General features: G+C 65.2%; 14 protein-coding genes and 1 tRNA gene. 7 read left to right on the forward strand and 8 right to left on the reverse strand.

All coding sequences use genetic code 11. The features are described from left to right. The 3 genes from NOG11_RS13405 to NOG11_RS13415 form a co-directional block, all read right to left on the reverse strand. Positions 1-3,294 (reverse strand): TonB-dependent receptor, encoded by a 3,294-nt coding sequence (locus tag NOG11_RS13405; protein WP_256620292.1) that lies wholly within the window; start codon positions 3,292-3,294, stop codon positions 1-3. Positions 3,295-3,450: 156 nt separating this feature from the next. Further along, positions 3,451-5,211 carry an arginine--tRNA ligase gene (gene argS, locus NOG11_RS13410; RefSeq protein WP_256620293.1) on the reverse strand — a complete coding sequence of 587 codons (1,761 nt, stop codon included), beginning with the start codon at positions 5,209-5,211 and terminating at the stop codon, positions 3,451-3,453. Further along, the gene (locus NOG11_RS13415; RefSeq protein ID WP_256620294.1) at positions 5,211-5,768 is read right to left on the reverse strand and encodes a hypothetical protein; all 558 of its coding nucleotides are present in this window, start codon (positions 5,766-5,768) and stop codon (positions 5,211-5,213) included. The genes argS and NOG11_RS13415 overlap by 1 nt, the downstream gene beginning before the upstream one ends. 127 nt (positions 5,769-5,895) lie before the next feature. Between NOG11_RS13415 and ispH the strand changes: the two genes are divergently transcribed. The 4 genes from ispH (at position 5,896) to NOG11_RS13435 (ending at position 9,033) form a co-directional block, all read left to right on the forward strand. Beyond that, a complete protein-coding gene (gene ispH / locus NOG11_RS13420) occupies positions 5,896-6,816 on the forward strand; it encodes a 4-hydroxy-3-methylbut-2-enyl diphosphate reductase (protein ID WP_370468294.1) in 921 nt (306 codons plus the stop codon). Between the two features lie 10 nt (positions 6,817-6,826). Next, a complete protein-coding gene (locus NOG11_RS13425; protein WP_256620296.1) occupies positions 6,827-7,771 on the forward strand; it encodes a homoserine kinase in 945 nt (314 codons plus the stop codon). Next, on the forward strand, positions 7,768-8,199 hold the full coding sequence (gene rnhA, locus NOG11_RS13430; RefSeq protein ID WP_256620297.1) for a ribonuclease HI: 432 nt from the start codon (positions 7,768-7,770) through the stop codon (positions 8,197-8,199). Before NOG11_RS13425 ends, rnhA begins: the two co-directional genes overlap by 4 nt. Positions 8,200-8,430: 231 nt before the next feature. Then, the gene (locus tag NOG11_RS13435; protein WP_256620298.1) at positions 8,431-9,033 is read left to right on the forward strand and encodes a DUF3313 domain-containing protein; all 603 of its coding nucleotides are present in this window, start codon (positions 8,431-8,433) and stop codon (positions 9,031-9,033) included. Positions 9,034-9,116: 83 nt separating this feature from the next. Here the strand turns inward: NOG11_RS13435 and queC are convergent, their stop codons facing one another. Both queC and NOG11_RS13445 read right to left on the reverse strand, forming a co-directional pair. Next, complete coding sequence (gene queC / locus NOG11_RS13440) at positions 9,117-9,824, reverse strand: 7-cyano-7-deazaguanine synthase QueC (RefSeq protein WP_256620301.1); 708 nt, start codon at positions 9,822-9,824, stop codon at positions 9,117-9,119. Between the two features lie 233 nt (positions 9,825-10,057). Then, positions 10,058-10,846, reverse strand: coding sequence for a ZIP family metal transporter (locus NOG11_RS13445; protein ID WP_256620302.1), 789 nt, complete (start codon positions 10,844-10,846; stop codon positions 10,058-10,060). 174 nt (positions 10,847-11,020) lie between these two features. On the opposite strand from NOG11_RS13445, the gene NOG11_RS13450 reads away from it, so the two are divergent. From NOG11_RS13450 to NOG11_RS13460, 3 genes are all read left to right on the forward strand, one after another. After that, the gene (locus NOG11_RS13450; RefSeq protein WP_256620303.1) at positions 11,021-11,476 is read left to right on the forward strand and encodes a DUF6491 family protein; all 456 of its coding nucleotides are present in this window, start codon (positions 11,021-11,023) and stop codon (positions 11,474-11,476) included. Then, positions 11,473-12,033: a gamma carbonic anhydrase family protein gene (locus tag NOG11_RS13455; protein WP_256620304.1), complete on the forward strand. Its 561-nt coding sequence runs from the start codon at positions 11,473-11,475 to the stop codon at positions 12,031-12,033. The genes NOG11_RS13450 and NOG11_RS13455 overlap by 4 nt, the downstream gene beginning before the upstream one ends. Before the next feature lie 38 nt (positions 12,034-12,071). Beyond that, positions 12,072-12,147 (forward strand) — tRNA-Ala (locus NOG11_RS13460). A gap of 407 nt (positions 12,148-12,554) precedes the next feature. On the opposite strand, the gene NOG11_RS13465 is transcribed toward NOG11_RS13460, so the two are convergent. From NOG11_RS13465 to putP, 3 genes are all read right to left on the reverse strand, one after another. Next, positions 12,555-14,183, reverse strand: coding sequence for a L,D-transpeptidase family protein (locus NOG11_RS13465; RefSeq protein ID WP_256620305.1), 1,629 nt, complete (start codon positions 14,181-14,183; stop codon positions 12,555-12,557). A 67-nt stretch (positions 14,184-14,250) separates the two neighbouring features. Continuing rightward, positions 14,251-15,285, reverse strand: coding sequence for a helix-turn-helix domain-containing protein (locus NOG11_RS13470; RefSeq protein ID WP_256620306.1), 1,035 nt, complete (start codon positions 15,283-15,285; stop codon positions 14,251-14,253). 109 nt (positions 15,286-15,394) lie between these two features. Further along, positions 15,395-16,936 (reverse strand): sodium/proline symporter PutP, encoded by a 1,542-nt coding sequence (gene putP, locus NOG11_RS13475; protein WP_256620307.1) that lies wholly within the window; start codon positions 16,934-16,936, stop codon positions 15,395-15,397. Positions 16,937-17,428: the final 492 nt, after the last annotated feature.

The raw sequence follows: 17,428 nt of genomic DNA on the forward strand, positions 1-17,428 counted from the left end.
TTACCACTCGTAGCGGATGCCGATCCGGGCGGAGTAGAACGAGCGGTCGAGCTCGACGTCGCCGGTGTTCGGGAAGAGGCCAGTGTCGCGGTCGCTCAGGAAGTTGTTGAAGCGATAGACACAGGCGCCTTGCGTTGTGCAGGTCGTGCGCGGCGCGTCGCCTTCAAGAGCGGTGGCACCGTCGACACCGTTCGCGGCAACGTCGGCAACGGAGACGAGGTCGGCGCTGACGAGCGCTTCGTCGTTGTTGGACGGACCGTCGCGGAAGACGCCCCACTCGCTGTTCAGAAGGTTGCCGATGTTCTCGATGTCGAGAACGAACTTCAGTCGGTTACCTTCGAAACGCTTCACGCCGAAGTCCGCGAAGGGCAGGTCCTGCTCGAAGTGGAAGTCCCAGAACTGGTTCCAGGGGCTTTGGTCGTCGTTGCGGGCCTGGATGCCGGAGCTGAGACCACGGCGGTCCACTTCCGCGAAGAAGGTGTCCTGATCGAAGCCGCTGGCGAAGACCACTGCAGCATCGTTCGGACCCGTCGGAATGTAGACCGGGTTGTTGTCGAACGGCGTCTCACCGTCGCCTGCACGGCCGAACAGCGCGTTGTCCGCATCGACGTTGAAGGCATAGGTGAAGGGCGCGCCCGACTGGATGTCACCGAACAGTGCGAACTGCGTATTCAGGCCAGGGATGATCTCGACATTGTAGTCGAAGAAGATCTTGAAGGCGTGCTCGACTTCGAAGGGAGAGACACCGGCCGAGGGGAAGTTGCGGTCGATGTCGGTGATGGCGCGCCAGTTGGAGATGCCGCGCGAACTGGTGCCCGGCGTGACCGTCTCGACGTCTTGGTAGGCGTAGCTGACCTGGAAGCCGAAGCCAAAATCGTACTCCTTGGCGAGGGTGGCCGTGAAGGTGGTGCTTTCGCCTTCATCGAAGTTGTCGAGCGCGACGACGTTGGAGATCTCCAGCGCGTCGAGGTCGGCATAGATGATCCGGCCATCGGGTGCGACACCGGTCGGCTGGGTCTCGGACAGCTGCGTCTGGGCGAGGTTGCGCCAGAGGAAGCCGTTCTTCGTGCGGTTATGGAGAACCTGCAGCGTGAGCAGGTAGTCCGTGCCTAGATCGAGCGGGATACCGAAGCGGTTCAGGTCCGCATCGAAGGACTGGTCCAGGCGAAGCGAGGCCTTCCAGTCAGACGGAATCTCGAAGTCGGGCGAGATCACGTCGATCGGCACGAAGGTGTCGAGGGTGATCGCCGCCACTTCGTCCTGAAGCTCCTGCGGGATCTCCGAGACACTGGTGATGTCGAAATTGCCGCGAACGTTGGAAGCAAGACCTTGGAAGGCGTTCGAGACCCAGACCTGCGGGTTGCCGCCGGAGAAGAGGCCGAAGCCGCCGGTCAGCTTGGTGCCGTCGAAGGGGTTGTATTCGAAACCGACACGGGGCTGCCAGAGGTCCAGACCATCGAGGTTCTGGGCCGAGCTGAAGCCGTATTCGTCCTGGAAGGAAGCCGAGTCGATGGGCTCGTCATCCTGGGTGTAGAGCTCGTAGCGAAGACCGAAGTTCACCGACAGCTCGGGGATGATCTGCCACTGGTCCTGGGCCGTGAACGACCACTTGTTGAAGCCCCATTCGGCAGCCGCGTCGTTGGCATTGTTGGTCGGCGCATTGTTGTAGTCGATGCGCACGTCCTCGCCGCTCAGGAGCTGATCGTAGCTATCAAAGCGGAACTCGCCGTTCGAACGCTGAACGAAGAGGTTGAAGAGCTCGTAGTTCTCGAACTCGACGCCGAAGCTGATGTTGTGGTCTTCGATCGTGTAGTCGGCACGGCTGAAGAACTGCAGGCGCTCGTCTTCGAAGTCGTTGGCATGACGGAAGCGGTCGCAGGAGCCGGTCAGGAAGACATCGCGATCTGCACCACCTGCAGCAGCCGGATCGATGGCACCTTCGAGAGGCGTGCCGACAAGGTCGTCAGCGGAGAGACGAATGTCGATCTCACCTGCGTCGGGGTTGCCGCAGATCTGGTCGCGGGAGTTGTCTTTGTAGTTCACGCGGAACTGCGTGGAGAAGTCCGGCGTCCAGTCGGAGAACACTTCGGCGGTGTAGACTTCGACTTCCTGGGGAGCTTGGTACCAAGCGCTGACGAACTCGAGACTCGAGATGGAAGCAAGCTGACCTTCTTCGGTGGACTGATAGGTTACCCGCGCGCGGTGATCGTCGTTAATGTTCCACTCGAGGGTGCCAAGGAAGCGCTCGGATGTAGTTGGAGCTGAGACATTGCCAGGGCGGCCACCCATATCGATACCGTAGGTATCGAAGACGACTTGGTTCAGACCGTCGAAGAGACGCTGGGACACGCCGTCTTCGGCGTCGTCATCGGAGAAGTTGATGCCGCGCGAGCTGTCGAACTCGTCGTAGGAGACGAAGAAGAACAGCTTGTCCTTGATGATCGGACCACCGAAGGTGAAGCCGTACTCTTCTTCCTCGAACGGAGCGAGGTCGACGTCGACACCTGCGGGGCTGTCGCCACTAAAGCTTTCGTCGCGGTAGTAGTAGAAGGCCGAGCCGTGGAACTCATTGGTACCGGACTTAGTGACGGCGTTGACGAGGCCGCCGGTGAAGCCCGAAGCGAAGACCGAGTAGTCGGCGGCGACGATCGAGGCGCTCTCGATGGCGTCGAGGTTAATGGGCGAGCGGGCCGTCGGATAGGTCGAGCTCGACAGGCCGAAATCGTCCTGCAGCAGCGCACCATTGATGGCGAGGCCGTTGAAGCGCGGGTTGGCGCCGGCGACCGAGAGGTTGCCCTCGCCGCCGGACTGGGCGAGCGGGTCACGGTTCAAGGTGGCGATCAGGTCGCGCTGAACCGTCGGCTGGCTGAGGATGTCTTCGCTCGAGAAAGCCGAGCCGACACCGTTGTTGAGGTCGAGGCGGCTGCTGCGCTGTGCACGGACGACGACAACGTCGCCGGATTCGACGGCGAGGGTGATCGAGTTGGTGGACGGCTGCAGACGGACGCCTTCGCGGCGCACTTCACCATCGGCCGTCTCGGCGACGATGATGTAGGGACCGCCGACGGCGAGGCCGCTTTCGAAGAACACACCGTTGGAGGAGGTGCGGGCACGAGCGACGCGGCCGGTCCTGGTGTCAGTGATGGTCACGGTGACACCGGCAACCGGGTTGCCGGAAGCGTCTAGAACCTGACCGTTAATGTCCGCAGCGGTGAACTGTGCGTGGGCTGCAGGCGTCAGCGATGCAGCGATGGCAAGGGCGGCGGCGCCGCCTGCCCAACGATGATTGATCATGATAGTACCCCGATTGATTCTGCCTTGGGTGGCAGAAGACGCGGCGCCGTTAGTCGGGACGTGTGACAGTTTCCAGGGGGTTTTATCTCGGTTTTGTGAAGGCGTTCGGACTCCCTGCAAGGTGATGCAGAGAGTCCACACTTTACGACAGGACGGTTACATTTTCGGCGGAATCTCCAGCCCAAGTTGTCCGAGAATGTCGCGGAGCTGGCGCGAGGTGAGCGCCGTGAGGGCCAGCCTGCTGTTCTTCACTTCGGCTGATTCCTCGTCGGCGATGCGGCAGGCGGCGTAGAAGCGCGAGAAGGCCTGGGCGAGGGAGAAGGCGTGCTCGCAGAGGAGATGCGGCATGCGCTTCTCGTACGCGCCGCGATGGGCGTCCTTGTAGCTCAGGAGCTGCATGGCGAGCTCGCGCTCAGCGGGCTCGGCAGGGGCCGCGGCAAACCCCAGGGCTTCCTCTTCGCTCGAACCTGCCCGGCTCAGCACCGAGCCGATGCGCACGGCGGCGTAGAGGAGGTAGGGGCCGGTCTTGCCCTCGAAGGCGACGAAGCGGTCGACGTCGAAGACATAGTCCGTGGTCCGAGGGTTGGAGAGGTCGGCGAATTTGAGCGCCGCCAACCCTACCTGCCGGGCGACCTCGGCGCGCTCCTCGCCCGTCAGCGAGCCGTCCCCCTCCTTCAGCCGCTCCTCGGCCTTCTCATCCACCATGGCGAGAAGGTCCGAGAGGCGTAGGACGCCCCCCTCGCGGGTCTTGAAGGGGCGGCCGTCCTTCCCGTTCATCGTGCCGAAGCCCGCGTGCTCCATCCGGTCCTCCGGATAGAGCCCCATGGCGGCGGCGGCGCGGAAGACCTGGACGAAGTGCTCGGACTGGCGCTTGTCCACCACATAGACGCAGCGCTCGAAGCCGTCCCTCTTCCGCTCGACAAGGGTGGCGAGATCGGTCGAGCCGTAGCCCACCGAGCCGTTAGACTTAACGATGAGAAGCGGCGGGATGTCCTTCTTGTCGTCCTCGCGGGCGACCCTGACCACGCGGGCGCCGTCGGAGAACTCCAGGAGGTTCTGCTCCGCCAGCTCGTCCACCATGGGCTCGATCAAATCGTGGACCGAGGCCTCGCCGCGCCAAAGCTCGAACTCGACGCCGAGCCTGCCGTAGTCCGCCCTTAGCGCCTCCTGGCTCACCGCTACGAAGTGCTGCCAGAGGGCGCGGTAGCCGGGGCGCCCCGCCTGAAGCTCGGCGGTCGCCTCCTGCGCCTCGGCCATGCGACCAGGGTCCTCCTTGCAGGCGGCCGAGGCGACGGGGTAGATCTCGGCCAGGTCCGCCACGCTCACCGGGCTCTCCTCCGGATAGCCTTCGGTCACCGCCCTGTCGAAATAGACGAGGTCCGGCTGGCGGCGTTTGATCTCGGCGATGAGCTGGCCCATCTGCAGGCCCCAGTCACCGAGATGGATGTCGCCCACCGCCTCGTCGCCCGCCCGGCGGAAGATCTGCTTCAGGCTCTGCCCGATGATCGCAGCGCGCAGGTGACCCACATGGAGCGGCTTGGCCACGTTCGGCCCGCCATAGTCGAGGATGACCTTTTCGGACGTCTCGCGGCGATAGGCACCCTGGTGCTCGTCCTGCTGCAGCTCTCCGAGGAGCCCGTCGAGCAATCCTTGCGATGGGGTGAGGTTCAGGAAGCCCGGCCCCGCCAGGGTCACCTCGCTGAAGGCCTCATCGGCGTCGAGCTTCGCCTTCACCGCTTCGGCGAGCTGGCGCGGGTTCTGCTTCGCCTTCTTGGCCGCCGCCAGCGCGCCGTTGCACTGGTAGGGGGCGAGGTCCGGGCGGTCGGAGACCTTCACCGCGCCGTAGGAGGCGTCGAGGCCCTGCGCCTCGAAGGCTTCGCCGACGGCGGCGCTCAAGCGTTCGGAAAGGGAGAGCATCAGGACTCCGGGAACTTCAGGCTCTTGCCCGACCGGTTGAAGCGGTACTGCGCCTCGGTGAGCTGGAAGCCGATGGAGATCTCGAAATTGGTGCCGGAGGTGTTCTCGCCCCGGCGGGGGATGACGATCTCGTCGATGCTGCGCTCCAGAGAGACCACCCGCTCACCGGCCCTGAACGTCACGGGTACCTCGAAGACCTCCTTCTCGATCACGTCGCGATTGGTGCGCATGACGGCCACGAAGAAGGGGATGTTGATCGTCTCCGCGGCGCTGGCATCGGCACGGCCCACCGAGAGCGCGAGGTCCACATCCGCCCGGATCGGCACGTCGGCATAGTAGCGGCAGCTCGTCTGCACGTCGTCGATCTCGCCGGAGAACTTTACCGCTTCGAGGCTCGGATCCTCGCCGCCGAACTCGACGAAGCGCGAGGCGAGGTCGAGCACGAAGATGTTCGGGCAGGGCGCGGGGTTGGCGAGCCTCGCCGCCCGCTGTCGCTCGGTGCTTGCGCAGGCGGCAACGCTCAGAAGCGCGAGAATGGTAAGAGCGGCAGCGCGCATGAGGACCTCCACGGGCGGGGGTGAGAAACTTGGCGGTGGAACGCCGAAAGACTTTCCTATAGACGGGGCGGGTTCGAACGCGAACCCTGGCAGACCAATGAACGCGAAAAAACCTCTGACCCTCCGCATGGCCGCCCCCAGGGGCTTCTGTGCCGGTGTCGACCGGGCCATCGAGATGGTCGAGAAAGCCATCGAGCGCTACGGCGCGCCGGTCTATGTGCGCCACGAGATCGTCCACAACGAGACCGTGGTCGCCAGGCTCAGGGGCCTCGGCGCCGTCTTCGTGGACGAGCTCGACGACGTCCCTGACGACAGGCCCGTGCTGTTCTCCGCCCACGGGGTGCCGAAATCCATCCCCGCCGAGGCCGAGCGTCGCAAGCTTCTCTATCTCGACGCCACCTGCCCTCTGGTCAGCAAGGTCCATATCGAGACCGAGCGCCACCATAAACGAGGCGCCCATGTCCTACTGATCGGCCATGCGGGCCATCCGGAGGTCGAGGGCACGATGGGCCAGCTCCAGGGCGGCGCCATGACTTTGATCGAGACCGAGGAGGACGCGGAGCGCTTCGAGCCTCCCGCGGGCACTCCCCTCGCCTATGTCACCCAGACCACGCTGTCGGTGGACGACACGATCAAGATCGTCCGCGTTCTGCGGCGGCGCTTCCCTGAGATCTGGGTACCGCACAAGGATGACATCTGCTACGCGACGACGAACCGGCAGGAGGCGGTGAAGGCGATCGCCTCGGACGCCGACCTTCTCTTCGTCGTCGGCTCGCCCACCTCGTCGAACTCGCTCCGCTTGGTCGAAGTCGGCCAGCGCGCGGGCTGCCCCGTGGGGCGCCTGATCGAGAACGTAGGCGCCATCGACTGGACCATGGTCGAGGGGCTCAGCCCCACCATCGTCGCCCTCACCGCAGGCGCCTCGGCCCCCGAAAGCGCCGTGCAGGGCGTGGTGGCCGGCTTCCGCGAGCGCTACGACGTGACCGTGGAGGAGGTCGAGACCACCCGCGAGGACGTCGAGTTCAAGCTCCCCCGCGAACTCGTCTGACCCCGCACCCATGGCGGTTCTGACCGAGGTCTCGGACGAGCAGGCCGGGGCGCTCTGCCGCCTCTACGGCCTCGGCGAGCTCGACGCCCTGACCGGCATCCCCCAGGGTATCGAGAACACCAACTACAAGCTCATGGCGGGCGGCAAGCGCTATATCCTCACCCTCTTCGAGGGGCGTACGGATCTGAGCGAGCTGCCCTACTTCCTCACGCTGATGAACGAGGTGGCGGAGGCGGGACTGCCCGCGCCGCGGCCGCTCGAGCAAGCTGAAGGCGGCATGCTGACGGAAGTGGCAGGCAAGCCCGCGGCGATCCTCTCCTTCCTGAGGGGCAAGGACATCCCCGCCCCCACACCTGAGGATGCCCACGGGGCCGGAGCCTTTCTGGCCCGCCTTCATCAGGTGACCGCGAACACCAGTCTGCACCGGCCCAACAGCATGGGTGTGGCAAGCTGGCAGGTTATGGCGAAACGGCTGAGCGGTCGGTTAGACCATTTCGCAGGCGGCCTCGAAGCGGAGGTGTCCGACGTTCTTTCGGAGCTCACCGTAAGCAAGCCGTCCGGCCTGCCGCGCGGCGCGATCCATGCGGACTACTTCCCCGACAACCTCCTCTGGTCGGACGGGGCGATCTCAGGGGTCATCGACTTCTATTTTGCGTGCACGGACGACCTTGCCTATGATCTCGCCGTGGCCATGAACGCCTATACGCCGGAGGACAGGCCCGACGAGGGTCAGGGCGATGCCCTCCTCGAAGGCTACGAGACCGTCCGCCCCTTGACGAAGGCCGAGAAGGCCGCCCTCCCCGCCTTTCTCACCGGCAGCGCCTTGCGATTTTTCCTCAGCCGCGCGACGGACCTTGTCTTCCCCCCTCAAGGCGCGCTCTACCAGGGAAAGGATCCGCTGCCCTGGCTGGAGCTGATGCGGAAGAGAAGAGAGAAGATGGGAGCCGCCACATGATCGAAGCGTATACGGATGGTGCCTGCTCCGGCAATCCCGGCCCCGGCGGCTGGGGCGTGCTTCTGACCGGGAAGGGAGCGGAGCGCACCTTCTGCGGCGGCGAAGCGCAGACCACGAACAACCGCATGGAGCTGATGGCGGCGATCCGCGCGCTCGAGGAGACCGCCTCGGAAGGCCCGATCAGGATCACCACCGACAGCCAGTACGTGAAGAACGGCGTGACCACCTGGGTACACGGATGGAAACGCAATGGCTGGAAGACGGCGGCCAAGAAGCCGGTCAAGAACCAGGACCTTTGGCAGCGCCTGGACGACCTCGCCTCGTCCCGCGACGTTACCTGGGCCTGGGTCAAGGGCCATGCTGGGCACGAGGGCAACGAGGCCGCCGACCAGCTCGCGCGCGAAGGCATGGCGCCGTTCCAGGGCTAGGGGTCGGGCGGCTCATCTCTCCCTTTGGGAGAGATCGACATCTTCGATGTCGAGTGAGGGCGAGTGGTGACTGAGCTACGGACTTAGAACGCCCTCACCCGAAGCCTGCCATGCAGCCTTCGACCTCTCCCGGAGGGAGAGGTGACCCTGTGACCGCCGCGATTTGGACAAGCGGAACAAAAAGGTTAACCTCCTCGGAAACCTCAGCAGCCCCAACGACGGAGACTGTCCATGCGCGCCCTGCTTCTTGCCCTCCCCCTCTGCCTGGCTGCCTGCGCGGGCGGTCCCACCGGGCCGGAGGCCGCCAAGCGGTTCGACCGTTTCGAGGCGGTCGAGACCAACGACTTTCGCAGCTACGAGCAGGTGCAGGTGATCGCCCCCGAGGCGGGCGAGGAGCTGCAGGCAAGGGCCGACCGCCGCCTGCCCACCCGCTCCTTGGAGCGGGAGATCGCCACACGCGACATCGAGTACAAACTCGCCGATCTGCGCGAGGAGATCGAAGAAGCGCTGGCGCGCGAGGTGGAGCTTGTCGAGGAGGGCGGCCCTGGCATCCTCACCGTGCGCACCATTCTAACCCAGCTCGAAGCCAACCGCCCGACCCAGGCGGAGCTGGCCGCTCAGCCGGGGCTCGACTTCAACTCGATCTCCGAGGGTAGGGCTTCGGTCAGGATCGAGCTCAGCGAAGACGGGCGTCTTCTCGCGGTGATCGAAGATGCCGACAACGTCACCGGCCTCAACGATCCGCGCATCCTGCCTGGGGCGGGCATCTGGACGACGGCCGACCAGCACTTCGACGCGGTGGCGCGCAAGCTCACCGCTCTTCTGAAGGGCTAGAGCAACGAACCGCGAAGTGTGAACCGGTTCGCGGTGGAAAGCTGCTGCAAAAGCTAGAGCGGGTCAGTTGACCCGGTGCGGGTTCAAACCGCTCTAGCTCTGTAGGCCTCGTGCCCCTGGGCGCGCAGCTCGCAGGCCGGGCACGTGCCGCAGCCATAGCCCCAGGGGTGGCGGCGGATCCGATCGCCTAGATAGCAGGTATGCGTGTGCTCTTCGACCAGGGCGACCAGCGCTTCGCCGCCCATGTTCTCCGCCAGCCGCCAGCTCTCCTCCTTGGTGAGGTGCATGAGCGGCGTTTCGATGCGGATGTCCTGCCCCAGCCCTTCCTGGAGTGTCCGCTCCTGCGCGCGCAGCGCCGCGCTGCGGCAGTCCGGGTAGCCTGAGTAGTCCGTCTGGCACATCCCGCCGACCAGCGTGCCGATGCCGCGCCGATGGGCTAGGGCTGCGGCAGCGGTGAAGAAGGCGAGGTTGCGCCCCGGCACGAAGGTGTTGGGTAGGCCGTCCTCGGCGGTGCGGATCGTCATCTCCTCGGTCATCGCCGTGGCGCCGAGCGCACTGAGATAGCCAAGGTCGATCATATGGTCGCGGCCGAGGCGCCCTCCCCTCAACGCGGGCAGCTCACGGATCTTCTCCAGCACGATATCGCGCTGGCGAAGCTCCACTTCGTGGCGCTGGCCGTAAGTGAAGCCCACCGTCTCCACACGGGCGTAGCGCGCAAGGACGAAGGCGAGGCAGATCGCGGAGTCCTGGCCGCCGGAGAAGAGAACGAGCGCTTTGCGGTGATCGAGCATATGGGCGCCGTTAGCCGAGCGGATGCTCGCCGAAAAGATGCGGCCATTAACGGCATCTTCACGGCAGCAACCTAGGGTTGGTCATGGCCGGGAGGACATCCTTCCCTCACCAAACGCTGCAAGGGGCGCTCTCTTCCCAGTGCAGCTTCCTCGCGGCCATATCGGTGCGTGCTGCGGCGCAAGGGTTGCCCTGCCCCTGCCGCAGCACGTGCCGCACTTCTTTCGTGTGATCTCTAGTGGCGGTGCTCCCGCGAGCCGAAATGACCGGGCGCATGCTCGTCCGCATGGGCATGGTCGTGCTGGTGGGTCGTCCACATCATCACCACCGCGAAGATCGCGCCGAACGCATAGGCCGTGATGGCCGAGCGGTAGCCGAGCTCACCGAACTCCTCCGGCAACTGGCTGGCGCCGACGAAGAGCAGCGCCCCGGCAGCAAAGCCCAGGCCCAGCGCGAGGTTCTCCTCACTCAGCTCCGGAAGCACCGACAGCGTGGCCAGTGTGCCTACGGGCGTCGTGACGGCGGCGCCGAGCAGCGCCAGAAGGACCGCGGGCACCATGGGTATCTTCGCTGTCCGCAGGATCAAGAGCAGCACGATGCCCTCGGAGAACTCGTGAATGATGAGGCCGACGGAACCCAAAAGCCCCGCCACAGGGTCGGCGGAGAAGAGAAGCCCGTACTCCATGCCGTCGATGGTGCTGTGCGCGGCGATGGCAAAGAAGGCGGCGAAGGCGCGCCCGTGCGGCCTTCTGGCGAAGCGCCCGAAGGTGAAGAAGACGAAGTAGCCCGCCAGTACCGCCAGGGGCGCCGCTTCGCTACCGGCGAAGGCCTCGGGCAGGATGAACAGCGCCGTGCTGAGAAGGATACCGGAGGCGAGCGCCGCCAGGGTAGCGCGGTGCCGCTCCGCCACGCCGGGCCTGGTGCTGACCAGCACGATGCCGAGGGAGGCCATGAGCGCAGCCGCCACGCTGGCGACCAGCGCAGGCGGCCAGCCGAACGGCAGGGCTGTTGCCTCCAGTCCCAACAAAGAAGGCCTCCCCAGACCGATCCGCCACCAGAAGTGCGACGTCGCATACTGTCGCGATTGTGACAAGGCGAAATCGAAACTGTGTAACGAAAGTCAGACTGCCCGAAAGCCCTTTTTCCTTGGCACTTTGAGCCGAACGGGGCAGCGTCGGAGGCAGCTTAGGAGAGTGTCATGAAGGCTTTTCGTGATGGGACAATAACGGGAGCGCTCCTGCTTGCACTCGCGGCATGCGCGAGCGGAGAGGCTTTGGGCGACCAGGCAGCCAATGGTGCCGTGCTGCCCCAGGACGATCTGAATGTGGGCGAGGAGCTGTCCAGCGCCTGCTTCACCGGGCAGGTGAACGCCTTTGCCCAATGGGACGGCGGCGAGGGGATCATTCTGCGTCGGGGCGTGAACGACCGCTACCTTCTGACCTTCGTCGAGCCCTGCCTGCCCTTGGGCGACGCCCAGTCCATCGCCCTCGGCAACGGCCCCGCAGGCAGTAGCTGCATCGGCAGCGGCGACCAGGTGTTCTTCTCCCGCTCCGTCTTCGGGACCAGGGGCGCCTCCCCCTTCGACCAGGGCGTGTGCCGTGTCCGTGCCGTCTTCCGCTATGACGACAGCGGCACCGGGGGGGAGACCGAATGAACACCCCCCTACCCGCTCCCCTTATCCTGCCCTTTCACGGCAACACCCCGAAGATCGACCCTTCCGCCTTCGTCGCGCCTGGCGCGGTCCTGATCGGCGATGTCGAGATCGGACCTGACGCCTCGGTCTGGTACGGCTGCATCCTGCGCGGCGATACCAACAAGATCGTCGTGGGCCGCGGCTCCAACGTCCAGGACGGCACGATCTGCCACGTCGACAAGGCCTCGCGCGGCGGCACCCCAGTCCTGATCGGCGAGAACGTCCTCGTCGGTCACCGCTGCATGCTGCATGGTTGCCGCGTGGAGGATGGCGGCTTCGTTGGCATGGGCGCCACCATGCTGGACGAGGCCGTGGTGGAGAGCGGCGCCTTCCTCGCCGCCGGGGCTTTCCTATCCAACCGCAAGCGCGTCCCCTCCGGCGAACTCTGGGGCGGGATGCCCGCGAGAAAGCTACGCGATCTCAAGGAGGGGGAGGACAAGATGGCCCTGATGGGCGCGGCCTTCTATGTCGAGGAAGCCCGCCAGCACCGCGAGGCCATCGAGCAAGCAGGCGGTTGACGCTACGCGCCGGCGAGCCTAATCCGCATCTCCCGGATGGGGCTATAGCTCAGTTGGTAGAGCGCGTCGTTCGCAATGACGAGGTCAGCGGTTCGACTCCGCTTAGCTCCACCATTTTCTGATCTCACGCGCCGCAGGCGCTCCGATGGGGCGGACCGTTACGGTCCGGGCACCCGGTCGGCTGCCTTCCCGTTCCGCCGCCGAGCTTCGAAGGGTTTGCATTAGATGCGCTTCCGCTCTCCTTCTAACGCCTCCCACGGCCTCGACCGTGGGACCCATCTCCCACCGGCGAACATTTGACAGGCTTCAGAAGATGGGTCCCACGGTCTGCGCTTCGCTTCGCCGTGGGAAGCGCTGAGAGAGGCTTCACTGCGACATGGGTCCCTCACAAAACCCGGCGCCCCTCGCCTGGCGGCAACCAAGCCCTCCTGCTCGTGTTCTCACGGGGCACAAAGGAGCCTGCCCATGCGTCCGTTTCTTCGCCTGATCCGTCCCTTGATCGCCGCTCTCGCTAGGCTCGCCTAGCGCAGGAGCGCCGCTACCTGCCGGCCCGCTTTCTGGCGTCCCTCGGATAGCGCCTGACGCAACGGCTCGTCGCGGTCGTAGATGTCTTCGAGGAACTTCACGCGTCCTTCGGTGTCCGGCCAGACGGTGAGGTAGGCGACATAGACCGGAAGCTTCTCCGGCAGGAAAATCTGCTCCCTGCGCTCGCTGGCCAGTAGCTCGTCTATCGCTTCTCGGCTCTCATAATCCGTCCCCTCCAGCACCCACTCGGCCAACTTCGCAGGCTCTTCGACCCTGATGCAGCCGTGGGAGAAGGCGCGCTCGGTGCGCCCGAACAGGCTTTCCGCCGGGCTGTCGTGGAGGTAGACGGAGTAGCGGTTGGGGAAGATGAACTTGATGAGCCCGAGCGCGTTGCTGGGACCGCCGCGCTGACGCACCCGCCAGCTCTCGTCTCCGTCTACGGATGACCAGTCGATGCTAGCCGGATCGACGAGCGGCGCCTGTTCCTGCCAGCCCTCGACCACCTCCATGTTCTTGCGCTCGAGATAGGTCGGGTCCTTCGCCTGGGCCGGTGCCACCTCCTCGACAAGGATCGAGCGCGGAATGTTCCAGTACGGATTGGCGACCACATACTCCATCTCGTCGGCGAAGACCGGCGTCTGGTTGTAAGTCGTACCCACCACCGTTCTGATGGAGAAGACCCGCTCCTCCCCCTCGAATGCATCCACCGTGTAGTTGGCGATGTTGACGAAGAGATGCCGCTCCGCAAAATCTTGGGGTAGCCATCTCGCCCGTTCGAGGTTGAGACGGATCGCCTCGACCAGCTCATCCGGCGTCTCGTTCATCCGTGCAAGCGTGCTCGGCCCGACCACACCGTCCGTAGCGATCCCGCGGCTCTCTTGAAAGGCCTCGACGGCGGCTTTCAACTGCAGCGTAAAAGCGGGTTCCACCTCACTTTCGATCGGTAGGCGGTAGAAGCCCTCCGCAGCCAGGCGCTCCTCGACCGCACGGACATCGGCGCCCTCGTCGCCTTCCTCCAGCACCTCCGCGGACAGAGCCAGCGGCTCCCAGGCCTCTTCCTCCGCATAAGCTATATAGGTTCGAAGAGCCTCGTTGAGCTTCATCTCGATGAGGTTGTCCGTTCTCAGCGACTGAAGGAAGTCGGAGACCGAGCTCGCCAAGGCTGCCTCCCGTAGAAGCTCCGCGCGTGAGGCCTCGCCTCGCTCCAGCTCCTCCTCCGTATACACGATCAGCGGGTCCGACACGCCGTCTCGAAGGTCCGAGGCCAGCGCGGTGAGGGCCAGCGCACCGGCGGCCTCGAGCCGGTCACCGCCGAGGGGCGCGGCGGTCTTCATGGCGGAGAGGCCGTAGTCTTCAGGGTTGAGGCCCGCGGCCTCCAACTTCTCGATCTCTTCGATCAGTTGACGGATATTCTCTCTTCCCCGCTTGTCCGCGGTGAAAAGCCTCGTTCCGCCCTCGTCATAGTAGCGGTGAATCAGGTCGGGGACAGCGGCGGCGAGCACATGCTCAGCCTGCGCTGCGACTTTCTTCTCATGATCTGACGCAGCCCCTTCGGGTGCGGCGAGACAAAGGCCGGAGATAGCAGCGAGGAGGAGAGCGGGTCGGGCTGACGCAACGATAGACATGGAGAGCTAACCCCTCTCCGCGAGTTAAGGTTCGCCCGTGAGCGAAGAGGTCGCTTGGGGCGCCCTTCTAGTTGCGCACCCGGCGCCGATGCTCGTTCGGGGTGAAGCCTGTCCAGCTCTTATAGGCGCGGGAGAAGCTTCGGACATCGGCAAAGCCGAGTTTGACGGCGATCTGGGCCAGGGGCTCGGCGGTTCGAAGCATCACCTCCGCCTTGGAGGTCAGCGCCTGGGTGCGGATGAGCCGGAAGCTCGCCCCCTCTTCGCATAAGCGGCGCCTGAGGGTCGCCACCGACATGCCCAAGGCCCTCGCGACCCCCGACTGATCGCCGGTGCCCTCCTCGATCAGAAGGCGCACGCGCCCCGCAAAGGTGCGCTCGTCCACCCGGCCTGAGAGCATCCTGATCTGCTCTTCGGCCACGGCCTCGTGGCTGAGGGTGCTGGGCGGGGGGAAGGTCTGCACACGCTCCGCCGCCGTCTGGTCGTAGAAGAGGCCGTAGCGCTCTCTGGCCAGGCGGGTCTCGGCGTAGTTGTCGAACGGGACCGGCGAGGGGCCGGTGGTGCGCCGCAGCTCCACCGCGCGGAAGCCTCCTGCCGCAGCCTGGGGGATGATGAGGCGCAGCACCGCATGGATGCGCAGCAGCGCCGTCTCCATCGAGAACTGTGCGAACTCGGGGTCGTCCTCAGGGTTGAAGAGGGCGCGATCGTCGAGCACGAAGCCGAGAAGGCCAGGCCGCGCTTCGATCTGCGCGACCTCCCGGCCCTGCTGGGCGTTCACGGCCATCGCCATGGTGCGCATGGCGTCGCGCAGCGTGCCCCTGGTCGGCAGGCGGGACATGGCGAGGTCGATGCGGCCGCCGAGAATGCCGGGGTTGTAGGAGCTCGATTCGATCGATGAGGAGAACCGACGCTCGGCCAACCGGTTGAGGCCGGACTGGAGCTGCAGGAAGCCCTTGAGCGGAAGGGTGCCGCTGCTCTGCGGCAGGGCCACGCCGATCTCGTCCGCCATGGCGTCAACATTGACGCCTGCCCGGTCCGCCCACCGGCGCAGCGCCCGGAGCGCAGCGGACGGCACTTGGTCTCCCATCGAGGTCCGATCGTCCATCCTTCGCTCCCTTCCGCGCTTGAATGAGCAGATAGATCGCGCAAGCGAGAGGGAAGGCGGGAAGGCCAATCGTGATGGATTGTTACAGCTTTCCCCAGTCTTTTCAGTTCTATGCGTTACGCACTACCGCTTTCACCTCGGCGTGACGGTCGAGGGTAGGACGATTGGGCTCAGTCGTGAGCAGTGATGCCCCGATCGTGGCTAAGGTGGAAAGGGCGAAGCCCGGCAGGATCGCGGCGAGAGCCTGGTGGCTGCCTTCGGGGCCGTAGATCCACAGAAGCACCACCGCCGCCCCGGTGACCATACCGGCCAAGGCTCCCGCCCTGTTCATGCGCTTCCAGAAGAGGCTCAGCAGGATCACCGGGCCGAAGGCCGAGCCGAAGCCGAACCAGGCGTTGGAGACCAGGGTGAGGATGTTCGAGCTGCGGTCGAAGGCGAGCAGGATCGCCACCAGCGCCACGCCCAGCACCGACACCCGGCCGATGGTCACGAGCTGCTTCTCGCTGGCGTCGCGCTTCAGGAAGATCTTGTAGAGGTCCTCGGTCAGGGAGCTCGATGAGACGAGAAGCTGGCTGGAGATGGTCGACATGATCGCGGCCAGGATTGCCGCCAGAAGGAAGCCCGCGACCAGCGGGTGGAAGAGGACCTGGCTGAGAAGGATGAAGATGGTCTCCGGATCGAAGCGCTCCGCTCCGCCGCGCTCGGCGAGGTAGGAGAGTAGCTCTCCCGGCTCCTCCTCTCGGTAGGCGCGCCCGGCTAGACCCACCCCGACAGCGCCCAGGACCGAGATCAGCATCCAGCTCATGCCGATATGACGGGTCATGGCCATGTCCTTCACCGAGCGGATGGCCATGAAGCGGACGATGATGTGGGGCTGACCGAAATAGCCTAGGCCCCAGGCCAGAAGCGAGACGAGGGCGATGCCGCCGATCGCTTGCGAGCTGCCGTCCGAGGTCGCCTCGCGCATCATGGAGAGAAGCGCCGGGTTCTCGTTGTGGAGCGCCGCCGCCGCTTCCCCGATGCCCCCCAGCACCATAAGGGTGGCCACGGGCACGAGGATAAGAGCGGCGAACATGATGCAGCCCTGGACGAAATCCGTCAGCGATACCGCCAGGAACCCGCCGAACAGCGTGTAGGCGACCACGACGCCCGCGGTGAGGAACAGCCCGAGCCGATAGTCGAGGCCGAAGCTCGCCTCGAACAGCTTGCCCCCCGCCACCATGCCGGAGGAGGTGTAGACGGTGAAGAAGATGATGATCACCACCGCTGAGAGCACGCGGAGCACACGGCTCGTATCGCCGAAACGCTTCTCGAAATAGTCGGGGATGGTGATCGCGTCGTCCGCCATCTCGGTATAGACGCGGAGGCGCGGGGCCACGAGCAGGTAGTTCAGGAACGCGCCGACCAGGAGGCCCACGGCGATCCAAGACGCGCTGAGCCCCGAGACGAAGATCGCGCCCGGCAGCCCGAGCAGCATCCAGCCCGACATGTCCGACGCCCCCGCCGACAGAGCCCCCACCGCCGGGCCGAGCTGGCGTCCGCCGAGCAGGTAGCCCGCGCTGTCATCGGTCGAGCGGCGATAGGCGTAGTAGCCGATCCCCAGCATCAGCAAGAAGTAGAGACCGAGGGAGACGAGAGCTTCGACGTTCATGAATGCCCCAATGCGCAACAAAGGGGCGGCATAACGAACGAGGCGCGGCGAGTCACCCGAAGCGGGCAGCAGGGAGCGAAGCTGTGCCTGAAGGGGGGATAAGGCCGTAGGGCGGTCAGCTCGCAGAGTTGGCCGCGTTTGCGAGACTCGGCGCTTAGAACGCGGCCAGCTTCGCTGACCGCCCTACGGGTTGGGTCCTTGTTGCAGCGCCCGTTCCTTAGCACTCACTTTCCCTATAGCGCTCACCACGGCGAAGACCATGGTGCCCAGCTCCTATGGGTGCGATCATGTTCAGCCTTCAGGTGATGGGTCCCACGGTCTTCGCTGCGCTGCGCCGTGGGAAGCGGGCTTGAGGGGCGGAGGGGTTGGGTAGCGACCAGCACCCGTAGCTGCCCGTAGGCAGTTCACCGGAAGCGGGGAGCGCGTGGGCGTGGCCACGGCTGGTGTTGTTGGTTCAATCTAGGGTCGGCCGTGGCCTGAAGTGACCAAACC

Origin of the sequence: Parvularcula maris, from assembly GCF_024505085.1 — a bacterium.
Lineage (GTDB): Bacteria > Pseudomonadota > Alphaproteobacteria > Caulobacterales > Parvularculaceae > Parvularcula > Parvularcula maris.